Annotated in this window: 11 protein-coding genes and 3 pseudogenes; 7 read left to right on the top strand and 7 right to left on the bottom strand. The window is 66.6% G+C overall.

From position 1 onward, the window contains the following. Positions 1-398: 398 nt before the first annotated feature. The 4 genes from V7Q31_RS13685 to V7Q31_RS13670 all read right to left on the bottom strand — a co-directional run bounded on the left by V7Q31_RS13685 (position 399) and on the right by V7Q31_RS13670 (position 5,803). Positions 399-1,733, bottom strand: coding sequence for a UDP-glucose dehydrogenase family protein (locus V7Q31_RS13685; protein ID WP_333834420.1), 1,335 nt, complete (start codon positions 1,731-1,733; stop codon positions 399-401). 157 nt (positions 1,734-1,890) lie between these two features. Then, positions 1,891-3,168, bottom strand: a complete 1,278-nt coding sequence (locus V7Q31_RS13680; protein WP_333834419.1) for a polysaccharide biosynthesis/export family protein — start codon at positions 3,166-3,168, stop codon at positions 1,891-1,893. 156 nt (positions 3,169-3,324) lie between these two features. Next, a complete protein-coding gene (locus tag V7Q31_RS13675) occupies positions 3,325-4,437 on the bottom strand; it encodes a ParB N-terminal domain-containing protein (protein ID WP_333834418.1) in 1,113 nt (370 codons plus the stop codon). Next, complete coding sequence (locus V7Q31_RS13670; RefSeq protein WP_333834417.1) at positions 4,430-5,803, bottom strand: AAA family ATPase; 1,374 nt, start codon at positions 5,801-5,803, stop codon at positions 4,430-4,432. The genes V7Q31_RS13675 and V7Q31_RS13670 overlap by 8 nt, the downstream gene beginning before the upstream one ends. A 539-nt stretch (positions 5,804-6,342) precedes the next feature. Between V7Q31_RS13670 and V7Q31_RS13665 the strand changes: the two genes are divergently transcribed. Together V7Q31_RS13665 and V7Q31_RS13660 are read left to right on the top strand one after the other, a co-directional pair. Beyond that, entirely contained in the window at positions 6,343-7,686 is a 1,344-nt protein-coding gene (locus tag V7Q31_RS13665) for a replication initiation protein (protein WP_333834416.1), read from the top strand. 426 nt (positions 7,687-8,112) lie between these two features. Next, positions 8,113-9,345, top strand: a complete 1,233-nt coding sequence (locus V7Q31_RS13660; RefSeq protein ID WP_333834415.1) for a glycosyltransferase — start codon at positions 8,113-8,115, stop codon at positions 9,343-9,345. A 322-nt stretch (positions 9,346-9,667) separates the two neighbouring features. Here the strand turns inward: V7Q31_RS13660 and V7Q31_RS13655 are convergent. Continuing rightward, positions 9,668-10,200: pseudogene (locus V7Q31_RS13655) on the bottom strand (IS5 family transposase); the annotation flags it as partial. 233 nt (positions 10,201-10,433) lie between these two features. On the opposite strand from V7Q31_RS13655, the gene galE reads away from it, so the two are divergent. From galE to V7Q31_RS13640, 3 genes are all read left to right on the top strand, one after another. Further along, a complete protein-coding gene (gene galE, locus V7Q31_RS13650; protein WP_333834414.1) occupies positions 10,434-11,438 on the top strand; it encodes a UDP-glucose 4-epimerase GalE in 1,005 nt (334 codons plus the stop codon). 263 nt (positions 11,439-11,701) lie between these two features. Beyond that, positions 11,702-12,877, top strand: a complete 1,176-nt coding sequence (locus V7Q31_RS13645; protein ID WP_333834413.1) for a glycosyltransferase — start codon at positions 11,702-11,704, stop codon at positions 12,875-12,877. Positions 12,878-13,191: 314 nt separating this feature from the next. After that, positions 13,192-14,169: a hypothetical protein gene (locus tag V7Q31_RS13640; RefSeq protein WP_333834412.1), complete on the top strand. Its 978-nt coding sequence runs from the start codon at positions 13,192-13,194 to the stop codon at positions 14,167-14,169. 394 nt (positions 14,170-14,563) lie between these two features. Here V7Q31_RS13640 and V7Q31_RS13635 read toward each other — a convergent pair. After that, positions 14,564-14,677: pseudogene (locus tag V7Q31_RS13635) on the bottom strand (ATP-binding protein); the annotation flags it as partial. Positions 14,678-14,695: 18 nt separating this feature from the next. On the opposite strand from V7Q31_RS13635, the pseudogene V7Q31_RS13630 reads away from it, so the two are divergent. Together V7Q31_RS13630 and V7Q31_RS13625 are read left to right on the top strand one after the other, a co-directional pair. Next, positions 14,696-14,821 (top strand): annotated as a pseudogene (locus tag V7Q31_RS13630) (IS3 family transposase); the annotation flags it as partial. Between the two features lie 110 nt (positions 14,822-14,931). Beyond that, positions 14,932-16,665, top strand: coding sequence for a polysaccharide deacetylase family protein (locus V7Q31_RS13625; protein WP_333834411.1), 1,734 nt, complete (start codon positions 14,932-14,934; stop codon positions 16,663-16,665). Positions 16,666-16,947: 282 nt separating this feature from the next. On the opposite strand, the gene V7Q31_RS13620 is transcribed toward V7Q31_RS13625, so the two are convergent. Then, positions 16,948-17,084, bottom strand: a 137-nt coding sequence (locus V7Q31_RS13620) for a transposase domain-containing protein (protein ID WP_333834421.1), incomplete at its 5' end; no start/stop codon positions are given.

Here is a 17,084-nt window from a genome sequence, read left to right as displayed (position 1 = left end):
GTACGCCAGAAATCGCATGCGTGAGTTGGCTTACGCTCTATTCAAATCAAGAAAACCCTCAAAGGAGATTTTTGAGTTATTTGACACAGAGTTAACACATCAGTTTGTCACAGAATACTATGAGAGAGATATTGAGATGTGGCATTCAATTCAAAGATGAAAGTCTGAGAAATTTTCGTCGGAACCCTTATCCGGCGCTCCAGTGATTGCATCGCTTCTGTGGAAGGCGGCGAGGGTGGGATGCGCCGATCGGAGCGGCGGAGCGGGCGCTGTTTTCCTATGTCGGCCTTGAGGAGCGGGCGCCGGCGTCGCATCCGCTAGGCGTCGATCACGAGAATCCGGAGCGCGACCTCGGTCGCGCTCCGCTTGCGCTCCTGGCGCTCCGGCGCGTCGCCTCCCTACTCCGCCGCCCGGGCGAGCGGCCCGACGGCCGGGCGGCCGATCGAGCTGTAGGCGAAGCCGGCCGCGACCGCCTCATCGGGACGGTAGACGTTGCGCATGTCGACGAGCGCCTCGCCCGCCATCACGCCGCGCAGGCGCCTGAGGTCGAGGCCGCGGAACATGTTCCATTCGGTGATCACCACGATGGCCGACGCGCCCTTCGCCGCCTCGTAGGGGTCCTCTGCCCAGGAGGCCCCGGGCATCATCGCCTCGCCCTCCTTGCGGCCGTGCGGGTCGACGATCGCCACCGAGGCGCCCGCGCCGATCAGCGCGGGGACGATGGCGAGCGCCGGCGCGTCGCGCATGTCGTCGGTCTCGGGCTTGAAGGTGACGCCGAACACCGCGATCTTCTTCCCCGCCACCCGGTCGTCGAGCGCCGCCAGCACCCGGTCGACCATGCTGCGCTTGCGCTTCTCGTTGACCTCGATGACGGTCTCGACGATGCGGATCGGGCTGTTGAACTGCTGGCCGGTGCGCGCCAGCGCCAGCGTGTCCTTGGGGAAGCACGAGCCGCCGTAGCCCGGGCCCGCATGCAGGAACTTCGAGCCGATGCGGCCGTCGAGGCCCATGCCCCGGGCCACGTCCTGCACGTCGCCGCCGACCTTCTCGCACAGATCGGCCATCTCGTTGATGAAGGTGATCTTGGTCGCGAGGAAGGCGTTGGCCGCGTATTTGATCAGCTCGGCGCTCTCGAGCGTGGTGAACACCATCGGCGTCTCGCGCAGGGAGAGCGGGCGATAGAGCGCGCGCATGACCTCGCGCGCGCGGTCGGTCTCGGCGCCGACGACGACGCGGTCGGGGCGCATGAAATCCTCTATCGCCGCGCCCTCGCGCAGAAATTCCGGATTGGAGGCCACGTCGAAGGCGAAGCCGGGACGCGCCTTCTCGACAATCCGCTTGACCTCGCGGTTGGTCCCGACCGGCACGGTCGACTTCACCACGACGACGGCGTAGCCGGTCAGCGCGTGGGCGATCTCCTCGGCGGCGGCGTAGACATAGGTGAGGTCCGCGTGACCCTCGCCGCGCCGGGTCGGCGTGCCGACGGCGATGAAGACCGCGTCCGCGCCGGCGACCGCTTCGACGATGTCGGTCGTGAAGGAAAGCCTCCTTGCGGCGACGTTCTTCTCGAGCATCGCATCGAGGCCCGGTTCGTAGATGGGCACTTGCCCGTTTTTCAGCATGTCGATCTTGGTCGCGATCTTGTCGACGCAGACGACCTCGTGCCCGAAATCGGAGAAGCAAACGCCCGAGACGAGGCCGACATAGCCCGTGCCGATCATCGCGATGCGCATAGCGGGGACCCTTCCGTCAAAGCGCGCGCCACGGAAGGAGCGCCACGCTTTTGCTGCGATGCGGCGAGGCATAACCGGAGGCCTCGCCCATAGCCAAGAAATTTGAGCGCGAATGACGCCGCACGACCGGCGCTGTAGCCTGCGGGCATCGCTTCCTTCAGCGTATCTCGGCGGTCGGGTCAAGCAGCTCGACGACGACCTCGACGATGTCGCCCGGTTCAAGCGCGAGTTCGGGGCCGATGTCGGGAAGGATCTCGGCGCCGCGATAGACGTTCAGGATGGCCGTCCGTTCTTGCGCGCCATCGAGCTCAAGGACGAGTTCTCCCGTGACGCTCAACTCCTCCCGCACCGCCGCCAGTCGCGCGAGCGCGGCTTCCAGACGCGCGCGCGCCTGAGTCGTGGCGTCGTAGATCAGTCGGACACGGTCCTCTTCGTAGAGCTTCTCGTCGCTCTCGATGCGGACTTTCTCCAGTAGGACGCGCTCGAGATTGTTGTCGGTCTCGAGCAGCCGGCTCGAGGACAGGAGCTGTGCGCGACGAGTGTCGAGGAGCCGCGAGACCGGCACGACGCCGCGCTGGAACAGCGTCTCGACGCGCTCCTGCTCCTCCGCGTCGAACTCGGCCGCGGCCACCTGGTTCTGACGCTGCGCGCGCAAAATCTCGATCCGCTGGTTCACCTGCTCGAGCGCGGCGGCGAAGTAGGCGCGCCTCTCGGCCGTCGTCGCGACCGAGGTCTTCAGATTCGCCCGTTGCGCGGCGAGGAGCGCGTCGAACACCTCCGTGCGCAAGGGCACGCGCGCGTCCTGCGGAGGCTCCGGCTCAGCGATCTCCGCGAGTTCGGCGTCCAGCCGCCAGAGCTCCGCGACGAGCCGACCGATCTCGTAGGCGAGAGTGCGCTCCTCGCCTCTCAGACGCGGCGCAGCACGGCGGATGTCCTCGTTCGTCGTCTGCTCGCCGATCCCGCCCACCGACGCGATCGCGGCGCGCGCCGTCATTCCGGGACGGAACACCACCGCGCCGCCGCCGCGCGTGACGGCGCCGGTGACGTAGACCGGTCGGTAGAGCGCGACGCTCGCAAAGACGTCGTCCGGCTCGACAGAGGCGAAGATCGGCGCCCCGTCGGCTCCGACGCGCTTGTACACCCGACCGGCCACCGCGTCGCGCAACGCCTGCTCAAGTTCGGCGACGTCGCGACCGACAGCTTCCACGGAGCCGAAGACGGGGAGTCGGACATAACCGTCGATGTCGACCTCGGTCTCGCCGGAGAGCTCGACCGCGCCGAGCACCGTGACGCGGATCCGGTCGCCACCTGCGAGGCGATACTGCGCCGCGGCGGGCGCTGCCGCCGCCAGTGGGAGAAACGCTGCGATCAGGAGCGCGGCGAGACGACGGCGACCGCCTCGCGGCGACGGGCGGTGAGGATCGATGCTATTCACAGGTTCACTTCCTCTAGGCGCGCGGCGAACGACATGGGGGCCGCTATAACCGATCGGGGCGCGCTCTTCGACATCGATCGCGCGGGCGTCGCGCCTCTGGTCTGAAGGCGCCCGAATACGGGATCGCGACTGTTTCGCGCGCGAAATCCCGCGAGATCATTCGCCACCGGCGAGCAACGCGGCGAGGGCGTTGAGCACGGCTGCGTCGAACGTTTCCCGCGACGGGGCGCCGGCGATCTCCACCACGAGGCTCTCCCCGCGCCGGCGCAGCCGGATCGACGCGTCTCCGACCGCGCGCGCAGTCCCGCAGCCGTCGCCGTCGGCGCCATCGGCCGCGCGCCGCGCCCGCGGGACGCGCAGACCGGCGAGAAAATCGGCGAGCGCGGCCTGCTCGGCCGCCGCATCGCGCGGCGCTGCCGCGCGTTCGCCGAGATGGCGCCGGAGCGCGCCGCCGTGTCCGGCGCGGATCGCGCCGGCGATCCTGAGGCCGAGCCGCTCGCCGAGCGCCTGGGGCTGCCAAAGCAGGTCGCCGACGGCCTCGGCGATCAGCACGAAACTGCGGATCTTCGAGCGCTTCGCAGGACTCGCCGTCTGGAACAGCGCGTCGAGCGCGGCATCGACGCTCGCGAAGGCGCCCTGCTCCGCGGCGCGGACGCAGACCTGCCCGCGCTCGAAATAACTCAAACTCTCGCGGATCTCGTTCTCTTCGACCATTGCGACGAAGGCCGCGCCGATCGTGAGCGGCGTGCGCACGATCGCGCGGGCCGTCCGCCAGCGGCTCTCGCCCGTGTCCCGCGCGAGACGCTGCAATGCGGCGTGGCGCCGGTAGCCCGACACCAGTCCGTAGGGCAGCGCGGCGTCCGCTTCGAGGACGGCGAGTTCGATCGGGGTCCGCTGCCCGTGGATCTCGATCGACCGGCGCAACGCGCGCGCCGCCTCGTCGTCCTCGACTCGCGGAAGGCGGTCGCGCGCCAGATAGTCGACGTCGATCTCGTCGAGAGGGACGTCGCGGATCACGAGCCCGGCCGCCTCCGCCGCCGCAAGCCGGTCGGCCTCGGCGCGCAGGCGCGCCGCGTCGTCGCGCAGCGTCGCGATCTCGCGCTGTTGCGCCGCTGCCGCGTCGGCGGCGACGAGGGCGATCGGTGGGACGATCGACGGGGCGCCGGGCACTTCGAGCGGCGCCCGCGCGCCCAGCGGGGCGCTGGCGACGGCGCGGATCGACGCGAGGTCTTGCGGCGTTGGCGGATGGAGCCGCCTGCGCCTAGCCATCGACGGCCGCCTCGCGGTTCGCGTCCCCCGCCGCCGCGTGATCGCGCTGCCAGGCGCCGACGACGAGGGCCTTCACCTCCGCGTAGGTGCGGTCGAACGTCTCGCGCCCGCGCAGGTAGGTGTCGCGGTTGAACCCGCGATAGTCGGCCTCGTAGATCCCCTTGACCTGTTCGCCCGCCTGTCCGACCAGCGCAGTGAACTCCTGCCGGTGAGCGGCGGTGAACTCTCCGATATAGGCCTGGATCACGTTGGCGAGATCGGCCTGCTGCGCTGGATCGTAGCGCGTGATGATCGCGCGCACCGCGTCCCACTCGAACTTGACCTCCGGCAGGCCGAGCGCGCGGTTCGCCTCGTTCTCCCCGTCCTCGATCGAGGCGAAAGTCGTATAAAGCATGTCGAAGAAGCGCCCAGTGCTCTCGAATTCGAGATAAGAGGCGCCGAGGGGCACGATCAGGATGTCGGCCGCCGAGAGCGCGTTGATCGTCAGGTACCCAAGCGCGGGAGGCGTGTCGACGATCACCACGTCGTAGCGATCGAGGACCCCGTCCGTCTCGAAGAACCGCATCAGCGCGTCCCAAAGTCGCCAGCGCCGCAGCGTCATGCGCCAGACCGGTATCTGGAACTCGGCCCAGTAGAGGTTGAGCTGCGCGCCGATCAGGTCCACGTTCGGCCAATGCGTCCGCTGGATCACATGGTCGGACTGGATCCTGAGCGCCTCCGTCAACGTCTCGTCGAGACCGTCCCCGCCGCGCTCCGCCTCGATTTCGCGCGCGAAATCGCGCGCGATGAGCGCGAAGGCGGTACGCCACTCGTCTTCGACCACCCCGCCGAATATCGAAGTTATCGACGCTTGGCTGTCCAGATCGACCACGAGCACGCGATACCCGTCCAGCGCTGCCGACATAGCCAGATGCGCGGCGGTCGACGTCTTGCCGACGCCGCCCTTGAAATTCGCGACCGCCACGATCTTCGCCAGCACACCGGCTGGGCGATAGGGCAGATAGCGCTTGGTCTTGGAGCCTTCGGCCGCGAAGTGCGCGCGGAGCGCCAGCACCTCGTCGAGCGTGAACCAGCGCGCCCCGCGCTCGGTCTCCGCTTCTCCCTGGGGCAGATCGGGATTGGCGGCGAGCACCCGGCGCAGATGCGCGGGCGCGACGGGAATCATCCAGCGCGTGATCTCCCAGATCGAGAAGCGGCGCAGCCGCTTCCGCCCGTCGGGCGCGTAACCGCGCAGTTCGAGATCCTTACGTCCACGCCCGCACAGCGCCGCGGCGTAGGCGAAACCACGAATGTCGACGGCGTCGCCGACCTTGTCGGCCGCGTCGATCGGATCGATGGCCTGATAGGATGGCGTCGTCGCCGTCACGGTCTGATTCCGTCGAGAGTTCACCGCCGGAGATTACACTGAATTCGTGATGTGCGGGTATTATCACGCTTCATTTGTTTTAACGAACATTAATCCGCTTCGACACAAAACAAAATTTGAGTCTTTTGAGTATGTTTAGAACCTTTAGGGACAGAAATGTTTTTTGAAACAGTCAGATAGACCGGGATCGGCGCCCGACTCCGGGCTCTACGGCGCCTCGGACCGGGATGACAGGAACCCGCATGCGGGATGAACGGCGCCTTGGCGCGGGAAAAACGGCGCCAGTCTGCGGGAGTGGGGGCGCGCGTGGTCGTCGCGATGGCGGAACGGCGCCGAAAACGCCCCAACGACCCGAGGCGCCCGTATCCGGGAGCCTTCGGCGCCGCGGGCTTGATCCCGCAGACAGGCGCCTTCGCCGGCGGAGAGCGGCCGGTGGCGCAACGACTGGCGCGGAGGGGGCGAAAGGCACCTGAAATGTCGGTTGACGCCGGGTCCTTCATTCGCCACCGATGACCCTGGAGGAATGTGGGAAAACATCGATGGCGGCGAGGGACGGAGCGACGGGGAGCGCGACCGAGGCGCGCGAGACTCTGCGCGGCGCGCTCAGGCGCGAGAGCGTGAAGAAGAATGTCGCCGCGATCCATGTCAGCGGCAAGCTCAGCCTCCTGCAGCGCAAGCTCGCAAACGTGCTGCTGCTCAACGCCTATGACGGGCTCCTGTCGCGGCGAAGCCACGTGATCGACGCCCGTACGCTGTGCGTGATGATCGGCTACAACTCTAACGACACCGATACGCTCAAGGAGGCGCTGCGCGCGCTCGTCGAGACGACGGCCGAGTGGGACATGCTCAATGACGACGGAGGCCGCGAATGGGGCGTCTCCGCTTTGCTCGCCTCGGCCAGGCTCCGCAACGGCGTTTGCGAATACGCCTACTCGCCCGCTCTGGCCGAGAAGCTCCACGACCCGAAGATCTTCGCGCTGATAAATCTGAGCATCCAGCGCGAGTTCAGCTCGGGCCACGCGCTCGCGCTCTACGAGAACTGCTACCGCTTCGTGCGAACGGGGTCCACGGGCTGGTGGGAGATCGAGATATTTCGCCGGCTCATGGGAGTGCACGACAGCGCCTACTACCGGAACTTCAAGCATCTGAATGCCAAGATCATCAAGCCGGCCGTCGCGGAGGTGAACGCAGTCTCCAACATCGTCGTGAGCCCCGAGTTCCGCCGGCAGGGCCGGGTCGTGTCCCATGTCCGTTTCCTGATGCGCGAGATCGCGCAGGGGCCGGTGGTCGAGCATGGGGTGACGGCCGATGACGAGACGGCGGCGTTGCGCGACAGGATGCGCGCGCTCGGTGTGTCGGACCGGCTCGCGCGCCAGTGGCTCGACGAGCACGGCGCGCCCTATGTCGCCGAGAAGCTCGACTACGTCGCCGCCGCGGCGCGGCGGGGTCGGGTGCGCGGCTCGCCGGTCGGCTATCTGTCGGCGGCCCTGCGTGACGACTGGCGCGTGAGCGTGCCGTCACCCGCTCGCCGCACTGCGCCCGCCCCCGCCAGAGTGGCAGCCGCAAGCGCCGAGGCGGCGCGCGAGACGCTCGCGACCTTGCGCCGGACCCATCGTGTCGCCTGCTTCGACGCCGTCGAGGCGCTGGTTGCGGCGCGCAACCCGACCCAGCGCGACGCCGACCGACGGCAGTTCTTGAGAGGCGTGCGCGACGAGGTCGACCGTGAGGACTTCCGCCGGCGAGGCTGGCGGTCGGCGGTGAACACCGCGGCGATCTTCGCCTTCTGGGAGCGGATCGCGCCGGGGATGCTCCCGCGGCTCGAGGCGATCGCCGAGGATCAGGGCCTCGACTTGGCGGCGTTGCGTGCGGCGGCGGCCGAATAGCGCGGACCTCGGGGCGACCCGACCGCCTGGGCCGTGTGGACGATCTGGAGCATGACAAATCCGACAGCGAGGGCGGTGCTGTCGAGCGCCGCCCCGGGCGAACCCCGCTGGAGGCGAGGATCAGGAAAATCTGCGAGACGCGGCTCCGATAGGGAGCGCGCCGTGTCCATGTGCAGCTGCGGCGCGAGGGTTGGACGATCAGCCAAAATAAAAAACGATTTTTCTGCAATGAGTTATGAATGAAATTGCGGAGCAAGACCCTCAAGAGGCGGATCGGGTCCAGTGCCGCCGCCTCATTCGCTCACACGTCGAACACGTCGCCTCGGAAGGCGCTCCAGACGCTGGTGAGAGATTCGAGCCAATCCACTGGCGTCGCGATAGGTGGCACCCTATCGTAGCGGCGGCTGAGAAACGAGCGGTCTCCCAATGACGAAAGAACAGAGGTTGGACACTTTGCGTATCGCGTGCTTGTTTATGACTTACCCCATGCCCTTGCAGCCTTGGGCGATCTCGAACGTGCAGGCCCACGAGGCGAATGGTCATCAGGTCGACGTGTATGCCTTGCGCGGTCGTCAACCCGACCATGCCGAGACCGTCCGCCGCTATCGGCTCGACCTGCCGGCCGTAGCGCATCCAAGCAGGGAAACCGCGGCGGCGATCGCCAGCCCGCGCAATTGGGGCATGGCCCTCTACGTGCTCGGACTGATTCTTCGTCACCTGTGGCGTCGCCCAGAGGAGCTCGCCAAGTCCGTCATTCTTCTGCCGCGCGTGGTCGAGATATGCGCCCGGTTACGTGACGATCCCCCGGATGTGGTGCATGCGTTTTGGGGGCACTACCCGTCGATGGTCCTCCTCGCGGGCGCGCGTTTCTTCCCGAGCGTGCATCGCTCACTGTTTCTCGGCAACTACGATCTGTTGCCGCGGCCATTCGGGCTTTCCGGTCGCGCAGCGGCGATCGCCGACAGCATCTGGACCGCGACAGAGGCCAATCTGCCGCTCATCGCCAGTCTCGGCGTCTCGACGGACAGAGTGACCATCGCGCATTGGGGAGTGCCCCTCGATCTCGCCGATCAGGCGCCGGTAGACCGGGTGCCAGGCCGAATCTGCACCGCTTCCAATTTCCAGAAGGAAAAGAACATCGACCTCGTCATCCGCGCTTTCGCCCTGGTTGCAGCGGAGCGGCCCGAGGCTTCGCTCGTGATCGCCGGCGACGGGGCCGAGCGGCAGGCGTTGGAGGCGCTCACGGCGACGCTAGGTCTCGTCGACCGCGTCACCTTTACGGGGCTCCTGACCCGCGAACGGCTTTTCTCCGAGTTGCGCCAAGCAGAGGTGTTCCTGTTCCTGTCCACCAAAGCCACTGAGCGGCTGCCCAACGCGGTCATGGAGGCGATGCTCGCAGAGGCGTTCTGCATCGTGTCGCGCACCGATGACATCGAGAAGCTGATCATCGACAATTCGACTGGCCAGGTTGTCGATCAACTGGCCCCCGAAGCCGTCGCCCCAGTTGTGATCTCTGCGCTCGATGATCCACAGCGCGCAGCATGCGGTCGTCGAGCCAGCGACTTGGTGCGGAATAAGTTTTCCGTGAATGCGATGATGGGCGTCTACACTTCGGGCTGGCAACGAGGCCAGAAGCAGCGCCGCGCAGGCGATCGGTAAGAGCGCATTTGAGAAGGCTCATGCCGCCCGCCTGACGACGGTTGCGATGGCGGCGATGGCGGCGATGGTCTCCGCGACGGCGGCGAGTTGCTCGCAGTCGCGGACAAGACGTCGGGCCCGCCAAGGGCGGCGGACTGATCCATCATAGCGACCGAGGGTTCGAGCGGATCCAACCGGTCGCCGCAACAGGAGCTTTTCGAGCTTCGCGGAGAACGGCGTCCAGAGATTTGGCCGGAGTTCGCCGCCCGAGGATTTTTCGCGGTCGGGTGACTCTGTTGCGCAAATCGCATTGTGGCCGGAGTCCCCCTTTCCCCGGACGGACTCATCCCACGGCCACGGTGACGGGTATGCCGAGGGCGGTGAAGCGGTTCAGGACGGCGACCCTGACGTGGAGCTCGGCGACCTGACGGTCGAAGTCCCTCGCCATGAGGCGCTGACCGAGCAGTTTGACGCAATGCATCTTGGACTCGGCGCGGCTTCGGCGGTGGTATCCGCTCCATCGTCGCCAGATCGCGCGGCCAAGACGGCGTGACGCCCGAAGGGCCTCGTTGCGCGCCGTCGCGCCCGGGGTGGTCTCCTTCCAGGGCTTTGCGTTGCGGCGCGGCGGGATGACTGCGTCGGCGCCGCGCGCGGCGATGGCGTCATGACACTTGCGCGTGTCGTAGGTCCCGTCGGCGGTGACGCTCGCCACCTCGTGGTGCGAGGCGATCTGGCTGAGGAGTTCCGGCAGCATCGGCGCGTCGCCGATGTCGCTGGTGTGACCTCAATGGCGCGGACCTCCAGCGTCTGCTCGTCTATCCCAAGGTGTATCTTGCGCCAGATCCGGCGCTTGGAGCCGCCATGCTTGCGCGCGTTGGGGTATCTCGCCCCCGTAGTTCGAGAATCCCAACGCTCGGGCCCCTGTCAAAGACGCCGCCGGAACCTGTCCACCCGCAGGGGCGCACTCCTGCCCCTGGCCGCGTGGGCGTTTGCTGACGCTGGCGCAACGGTGCCGCGCGATCTCTCTCGGCGTGTCGCCCCGGCGCTTCCGCCGATCGCGGCCGCGCTGGTATGTACGCGTCGGTCGGTGCAGGCGTGGGGTGAGGACGATGGGCGGCAGCGTGATCGTGACGGGCGGCGCGGGCTATATCGGCAGCCACGCTTGCAAGGCGCTCGCGCGAGCGGGCTTCGTGCCCGTGACTTACGACAATCTTTCGATCGGCAATCGCTGGGCGGTGCGCTGGGGCCCGTTCGAGCTTGGCGACATCCACGACTCCGCGAGGCTGCACGACGTGTTTCGCGCGCATCGGCCGGTGGGCGTGCTTCACTTCGCAGCCCTCGCGCTGGTCGGGGAGTCCGTGGCTGCGCCGAGCCTTTATTATCGGACCAACGTCGCCGGGCTTTGCTGCGTTCTCGACGTCTGCCGTGCGCGCGACGTGAACGCCTTCGTCTTCTCCTCGACCTGCGCCGTCTACGGCGCCCCCGCCCAGTTGCCAATCGACGAGACCACGCCGCCGGCGCCGATCAACCCTTACGGCGCCTCGAAGCTGATGGCCGAGCGAGTGCTGGCCGACTATGACGCTGCTTATGGCCTGCGCCATGTGGCGCTTCGATACTTCAACGCCGCCGGGGCCGATCCGGAGGGCGAGATCGGCGAGCGCCGCGACGTGGAGACCCATCTGGTGCCGCTCGCCGTGGACGCTCTCGCGGGCCGGCGTCCCCCGATCCGGATCATGGGCGAGGACTATCCGACGCCCGACGGCACGGCGGTCCGCGATTACATCCATGTGAGCGATCTGGCCGAGGCCCATGTCCGAGCGCTGCGCCACCTGCTGACCGGCGGCGCCTCGCGGGTGCTCAATCTTGGGGTGGGGCGAGGCTATTCCGTGCGCGAGGTCCTCGATGCGGCGGCGCGCGTCGCCGGTCGCCCCGTTCCGTCCGAGAGCGCGCCGCGCCGTCCGGGCGATCCGCCCGCCCTTGTTGCCGATCCGACCGCCGCGCAGACCCTTTTCGGGCGGGACCTAGCCCAGAGATCGAGCCTCGACCACATCGTCGAGACGGCGTGGCGGTGGCAGAACAGCGACTTCTACGACCGCGTGTTCTTCGCCCGCTGACCCTGTCGACCGACCCTCGCGACCTGCGCCCGCCCCATCCTGGGGGCGAAGGGCGTCGCGATGCGACAGGCGCTGCGCGATCCTGCGCCATGACCTGTGCGCGCTTCGGTTCCGCAACCCGCGCCTATGCCCACTGTCGCGGACGGTCTCTTCGTCAACATCGCCCAGCATGGTTGCTCAAGACGCAAATGGCCGTAACACTTCAGGATAGCTTATATAATAAGGTGCGGCCCGCCCTATTCGCCGCGCACGGGGAGATCCCGATGTCCATAAAGTACCGCTTGGCCGTCGCCGCGCCGCGCTTCGATCTTCCGTCGGAGACGTTCATCCGGGCGCACGCCCGGCAGCTCGCCCCCGGCCGCACGGTGCTCCTCTCCCACCTGGCCTCGGCGGAGCTGCCCATCGACGCTCCACTCCTCGCTCCGCTCGATCATGCCGGGGTCCTCGCCAAGGCGTGGCGCGCCGGTTCGGAGGCCTTGGGGCTCGCGAGCGAGCCCGGTCTCCTGCCTCCTGACCGCGACCGCGCAGCCGCGTTCTTGACGACGCACGGCGTCAAAACTCTGCTCGCCGAGTATGGCTGGCTTGGCGCCGAGCTCGTCGGAGCCGCCCGCGTCGCCGGGGTCGAGCTCTATGTTCATTTCCACGGCTATGACGCGACGCGGCTGCCGCGGAGCCGGCGTTGGCGGCGGCGTTACGCCTGGCTCTTCGCGGCGTCCGCCGGCGTCGTGACGCCCTCGCGGTACATCGCGGACCACCTCCGGGGTCTCGGCTGCCCGGCGGAGAAGCTCTTCGTCTGCCCCTGCGGCATCGAGCCAGACGTGTTCAGGCCGACCATACGGGAACCGGGGCGGGTGCTCGCGGTCGGTCGTCTCACCGAGAAGAAGGCGCCGCACCTGACGCTGGAGGCGTTCGCCATGCTCCGGGAGACGGCGCCGCACGCCCGTCTCGACCTGGTCGGCGATGGCGACCTCCGTGCGCGCTGCGAGGAGGTCATCCAACGGCATCGGCTCGCCGACGTCGTCACCCTCCATGGCGTCCAGCCGCACGCGGCCGTGGCGGCGCTGATGAGCCGCTCGGCGTTGTTCGTTCAGCACTCGGTCCTCGCTGCCGATGGCGACATGGAGGGGCTGCCGGTGTCGATCCTGGAGGCGATGTCGGCAGCGCTACCGGTCGTCGCCACCCGCCACAGCGGCATCCCCGAGGCGGTGGCGGACGGCGAAACCGGGTTGCTCGTCGCCGAGCGCGACGTTCCGGGCATGGCCAAGGCGATGGCGGCGCTTCTGACCGATCCTGCCCGCGCCGCCGCCATGGGGGAGGCGGGGCGCGCCCGGGTGCTCGCCAACTTCACCCAAGAGCACACGCGCCGCCGGCTGGTCGAGATCATGGGCCTGGAGACGGCGCACCCGCAACGGCCAGAGCCGGCGGCGCAGCCGATCTGATTGTCGCGACCGCGCCGGCGTCCGACGGCCGCGGAGCCGTCGACGTTCCGTCAGGGCGTCTGCGCCGGTATGGACGGATCGGTCCCGAGTGGCCTCGCCAACCGGGAAACCCCTACCAGACCCAGAATGGGCGTCGCTCGACCGCCGCGTCTGCGCGGGCATACGCCTTGCCAGAGCGCTTTCGCGCGCAAAGTCGCACACGTCGCCAGATGCGGTGATATCGTTCCGACCACTGCGATGTGATTCGGCGTGATCCGTGATCCGCTGCGTACGGACGTGTTGTAGGATTTTTCATGGCGTCAGAAGAGTCTCGCATGAGGGTTCCCCCGGTTCTCCTAATCGCCTTCAACCGTCCGGACACCACGGCGCAGGTTTTCGCCGCCATCCGTCAGGCTCGGCCCAGCGTGCTCTACGTCTCCGCGAACGCTCCTCGTCCAGATCGCGAGGGAGAGGCCGAGCGTTGCGCCGCCACGCGGCAGCTCGTAACCGCGATAGACTGGCCATGCGAGCTTCGAACCCTCTTCCGTGACGAGCATGTGGGTGTCGTCGAGTCGCTCACCGGCGCCATCGACTGGTTCTTGGGAGAGGTCTCCGAGGGCATCGTGCTTGAGGACGACGTCGTTCCCGTTCCCGCGTTCTTTCCGTTCTGCGCCGCGATGCTCGATCGCTATCGCGAGCGCGATGACGTCTTCATGGTAGGGGGGTACAACTTTTTCCCGCGTGAGGACGTCCTTGGGCATTCGTTATCGCGATATCCTCGCATGTGGGGGTGGGCCACCTGGGCGGATCGCTGGCGTTACTACGATCGTATCCTTCCGAACTTCGAAGAAGATTTCAGAAACCTGCGCGAGACAGGCCGCATCGCCGCTTGGGACGAAGCGTTTTGGCGCAAGAAGGTTGGCGGCCTTCGGCAGGGCGCCGACAGTTGTTGGGACTGGGCGTGGTACTTTACCTTGCTGAAGCATGGCGGCTCTTGCGTAGTGCCGAGCGTCAATCTCGTCGCCAACATTGGAGTGGGCCATCCCCAAGCGACACATATGAATAAGGTAGATCCGATAACGGTCAACGATACAGTCGGCGAGGTCGATTTCCGAGATCTTTGCGATTGCATTCCTTCTTCGCCAAACGAGGATAAAATTTTCATGACTCGTGCTTTGATGAAGCAAAAAATTACCTGGATTCATCATTTACAATGGTCTTTGCCGGATAAAATTAATGTGATATTGCGCAGGATTGCGAGAATTTCTGGTCTATATGGAGTTGGAAGGTCAATATTTCGGCTAAAGTTCTAAAATAGTGAATCCTATGGGTTCAATGTGGTAGATTTTGTGTCGATGTGATGAGGTCCCGGCAACTGTTGTCCGTACCTTGAGAGCCTGACCAGAAAAGAGTGGCGATGTTCGCGTTGCGTGTTGGTCATGCCGCGAGGATCGCAGGCCTTGGGTCCTGAGGGCGCAGACGGGCGATGAAACAGGCGAGATGGCAGTCGAGGTGTCGCGTGGCGGGCCGACTGAAGGGTCCGAATGAGTCTTTCATCGCAGCGTGGAACTGATTGACTGTCAATCGGCACGGAACCGGGACCTTGGATCGGCTCTCCAAAGGGACTCCTCGGGCCGCGTGTTGAGACGGGCCTGACGCGCCGGAGCTTTCCAGATGGCGCAGGCGTGTCAGGCCCGTCTTCGGGCGTTACGGTTGGGACCGGGCGCGGTTCTTGAAGTCCCACCTCTCGTTGGTGGTCTGGATGATGTCGAAGTGGTGGGTGAGCCGGTCGAGGAGCGCGGTGGTCATCTTGGCGTCGCCGAAGTCGGGCCCGGTCGCGCCACGCTCGAATGGGTCGATTGGTTCGACCACCGCCGCCTGCTCTATCCGACCGGCGCCGTCCTGTCAGCCGAGGCCGAACTCTACTACTACGCCGCACTGGAGAAGCGCGAAGTGACGGCGTAGAATTCAAGCCGAACGGCCTCTGGAAGTGCCGATGCGACTCAGTACGGTCAAATCCCCTGTGTACGTGTCATCGGCGTGATTGAGGCTCATTAGGAACGCTCTGCGAAAAAATGATCAGCGTAATCATTGCGTGCCGGAATGGGGCGGCGACTTTGGGAGAGACGCTCAAGGGTCTGGTTGGGCAGGAGGCCGTCTTCGATTGGGAGATCGTCTTCGCCGACAATGGCTCGACTGACGGATCGAGAGCGATCTTCGAGGACTATGCGCGGCGCAACCCAAAGGTTTGGATGCGCGTGGTCGATGCTTCGGCAGGTCGAGGGAAACCAGAGGCCCTCAACTTGGCGATCCGGTCCGCACGAGGCGATCGGCTGCTGTTCTGCGATGCCGACGACGTCGTTGCGGCGGGGTGGCTCTCGGCGATGGCCCGCGCCCTCGACCGCCATGACCTCGTGGCGGCTCGCTTTGAATACACGCGGCTCAACTCGCCCGAAGTTCGAGCGGGCCGCCACGGTCGGGACGACGTCCAGAAGGAGCTGATGACGGTCCCCTTCGCGCCTTGGTGCACCCATGCCGGCGGCGCGACGCTCGGGTTCCATCGCCGCGTCTTCGACGATGTCGGCGATTTCGATCCACGCTTTCGCACCCACGAGGACATGCAGTGGTGCATCCGGGCCCATTTCAAGGGTTACCGGATTTTCTTCGTTCCCGACGCGCTCTACCACTATCGTTTTCGCGACGATCCCGAGGCTGCGCGCCAGCAGGCCCGGCAATATGCCGCGGATACGTCGCTGCTGCGCAAGCTCTACGGCGGCCCCACGCTGACCGGACCAGCCGCCGCGATGGCCTGGGCCAGCTTGCACTACAACATCGCCGCGTTAAAGGCTTGGGAACTTCTCGCAAAACTGGGCTTCGAGGTTGGTCGGGCGTCCGTTTCCAAGCACGTGTGGGGCCTTGCCTATCTCGGAGGGGAGTTGGCCGCTGCGCGCAGCTTGGGCATTGCGCCTGCGTATCGGGGCTTCGGACGGCTCGAGCGCGCATTCAAGAGAACGAAGCTCGCCGTCGCTGGGTTGTTCCACCCTACGCTGTTTGCGGTTCGGACCAAGGTCCAGGCCATGGCGCTGACCTTCGATGACGGTCCCGACCCGAAGACGACCCCGGTTCTGCTCGATCTGCTCGCCCGGCTGGGCGTCAAGGCGACATTCTTCGTCGTGGGCGCGCGCGTCGAGCAGCACCCGGAGCTTGTCGCAAGGATCGCGGCGGAAGGGCACGAGATCGGCAACCACAGCTGGGACCACCCCTCGCTCTCCGGCTTGCCCGGCGCCGAGGTCGAAGATCAACTGATCCGCACCCGCGAGGCGTTGCGGGGCCATTGTGGCGTCCTCATGCGGCCGCCTTTTGGCGACGCCAGCCTCGCCGTCAATGCGATGGCCCGCCGTCTTGGGTACAAGATCGTAATCTGGGACGTGGTCGGCCGGGACTGGTACGATGACGACAGCGACGCCATCGCGCAGCGTGTCCTCAAGCAGGCGCATCCCGGCGCCATCGTGCTGCTGCACGATACGCTCTACCACTACCATGCGGAGGAGTACGGCGATCGCGCCCCCGTGTTCGCTGCGATCGAGCGCGTGATCCAGTCTCTGCCCGGCTGGCGCTTCGTCACGGTGTCCGAGCTCATGGCGCTCGGGCAACCAGTCACCGGCGGCTGGATCAAGGCGAGCACGGCGAGGGAACTTGCGGGGTTGCACTGTGCGGAAAAGGAAGACGGCCTGCGACGAACATCGCCGCCGACGCCGCACCCGCTCGGATCGACGCCGATGGAACATCCTATGTCGATCGGCGCGTGACCTGACCCCTTGTTTCTCCTCCACGGCGCGCTGGGATCCGGACCGACGGGAAGGGACCGGAATCAAGCGCAGAAGGTTCACCGAGGAACAGATCAGCGGCACCCTCCGGGAGCAGGAAGCCGGCGTCAGCGTGGCGGAGGGCGGTAGTTCAGGGCGCTTACACCTGAAGATAACCGCCAGCCCAGAATGCGGGTCGAGCCCAAGCTGGCGCTGCGGGGACGCCTGATCGCCGAGCAATCAGGCCGCCCCGCAGTTCGAAGGTAACCGGCCGGTCAGGACCCGTCAGGCGGCGTTCCGTTCGGCGTCTCGGACAGCCCTCCAGACCCATGGCAGGAGTTCGTCGAGCCGCTTGGGATCATGGGCGCGGATGCGGCCGAGGATGTCGGCGAGATAGGCTTCCGGGTTGAGGCCGGAGAGCT

Source organism: Rubrimonas sp. (genome assembly GCF_036788415.1).
Lineage (GTDB): Bacteria > Pseudomonadota > Alphaproteobacteria > Rhodobacterales > Rhodobacteraceae > Rubrimonas.
Note: the sequence above shows the minus strand (reverse complement) of the source record. Positions and strands in the feature narration are given on the sequence as shown.

What these genes read in the sequence shown, in the direction of transcription:
- V7Q31_RS13625 (WP_333834411.1), top strand. Translation starts at nt 14,932, where the DNA reads ATGATCAGCGTAATCATTGCGTGCCGGAATGGGGCGGCGACTTTGGGA.
- V7Q31_RS13685 (WP_333834420.1), bottom strand. Translation starts at nt 1,733, where the DNA reads ATGCGCATCGCGATGATCGGCACGGGCTATGTCGGCCTCGTCTCGGGC.
- V7Q31_RS13660 (WP_333834415.1), top strand. Translation starts at nt 8,113, where the DNA reads ATGACGAAAGAACAGAGGTTGGACACTTTGCGTATCGCGTGCTTGTTT.
- V7Q31_RS13665 (WP_333834416.1), top strand. Translation starts at nt 6,343, where the DNA reads ATGGCGGCGAGGGACGGAGCGACGGGGAGCGCGACCGAGGCGCGCGAG.
- V7Q31_RS13645 (WP_333834413.1), top strand. Translation starts at nt 11,702, where the DNA reads ATGTCCATAAAGTACCGCTTGGCCGTCGCCGCGCCGCGCTTCGATCTT.
- galE (WP_333834414.1), top strand. Translation starts at nt 10,434, where the DNA reads ATGGGCGGCAGCGTGATCGTGACGGGCGGCGCGGGCTATATCGGCAGC.
- V7Q31_RS13640 (WP_333834412.1), top strand. Translation starts at nt 13,192, where the DNA reads ATGAGGGTTCCCCCGGTTCTCCTAATCGCCTTCAACCGTCCGGACACC.
- V7Q31_RS13675 (WP_333834418.1), bottom strand. Translation starts at nt 4,437, where the DNA reads ATGGCTAGGCGCAGGCGGCTCCATCCGCCAACGCCGCAAGACCTCGCG.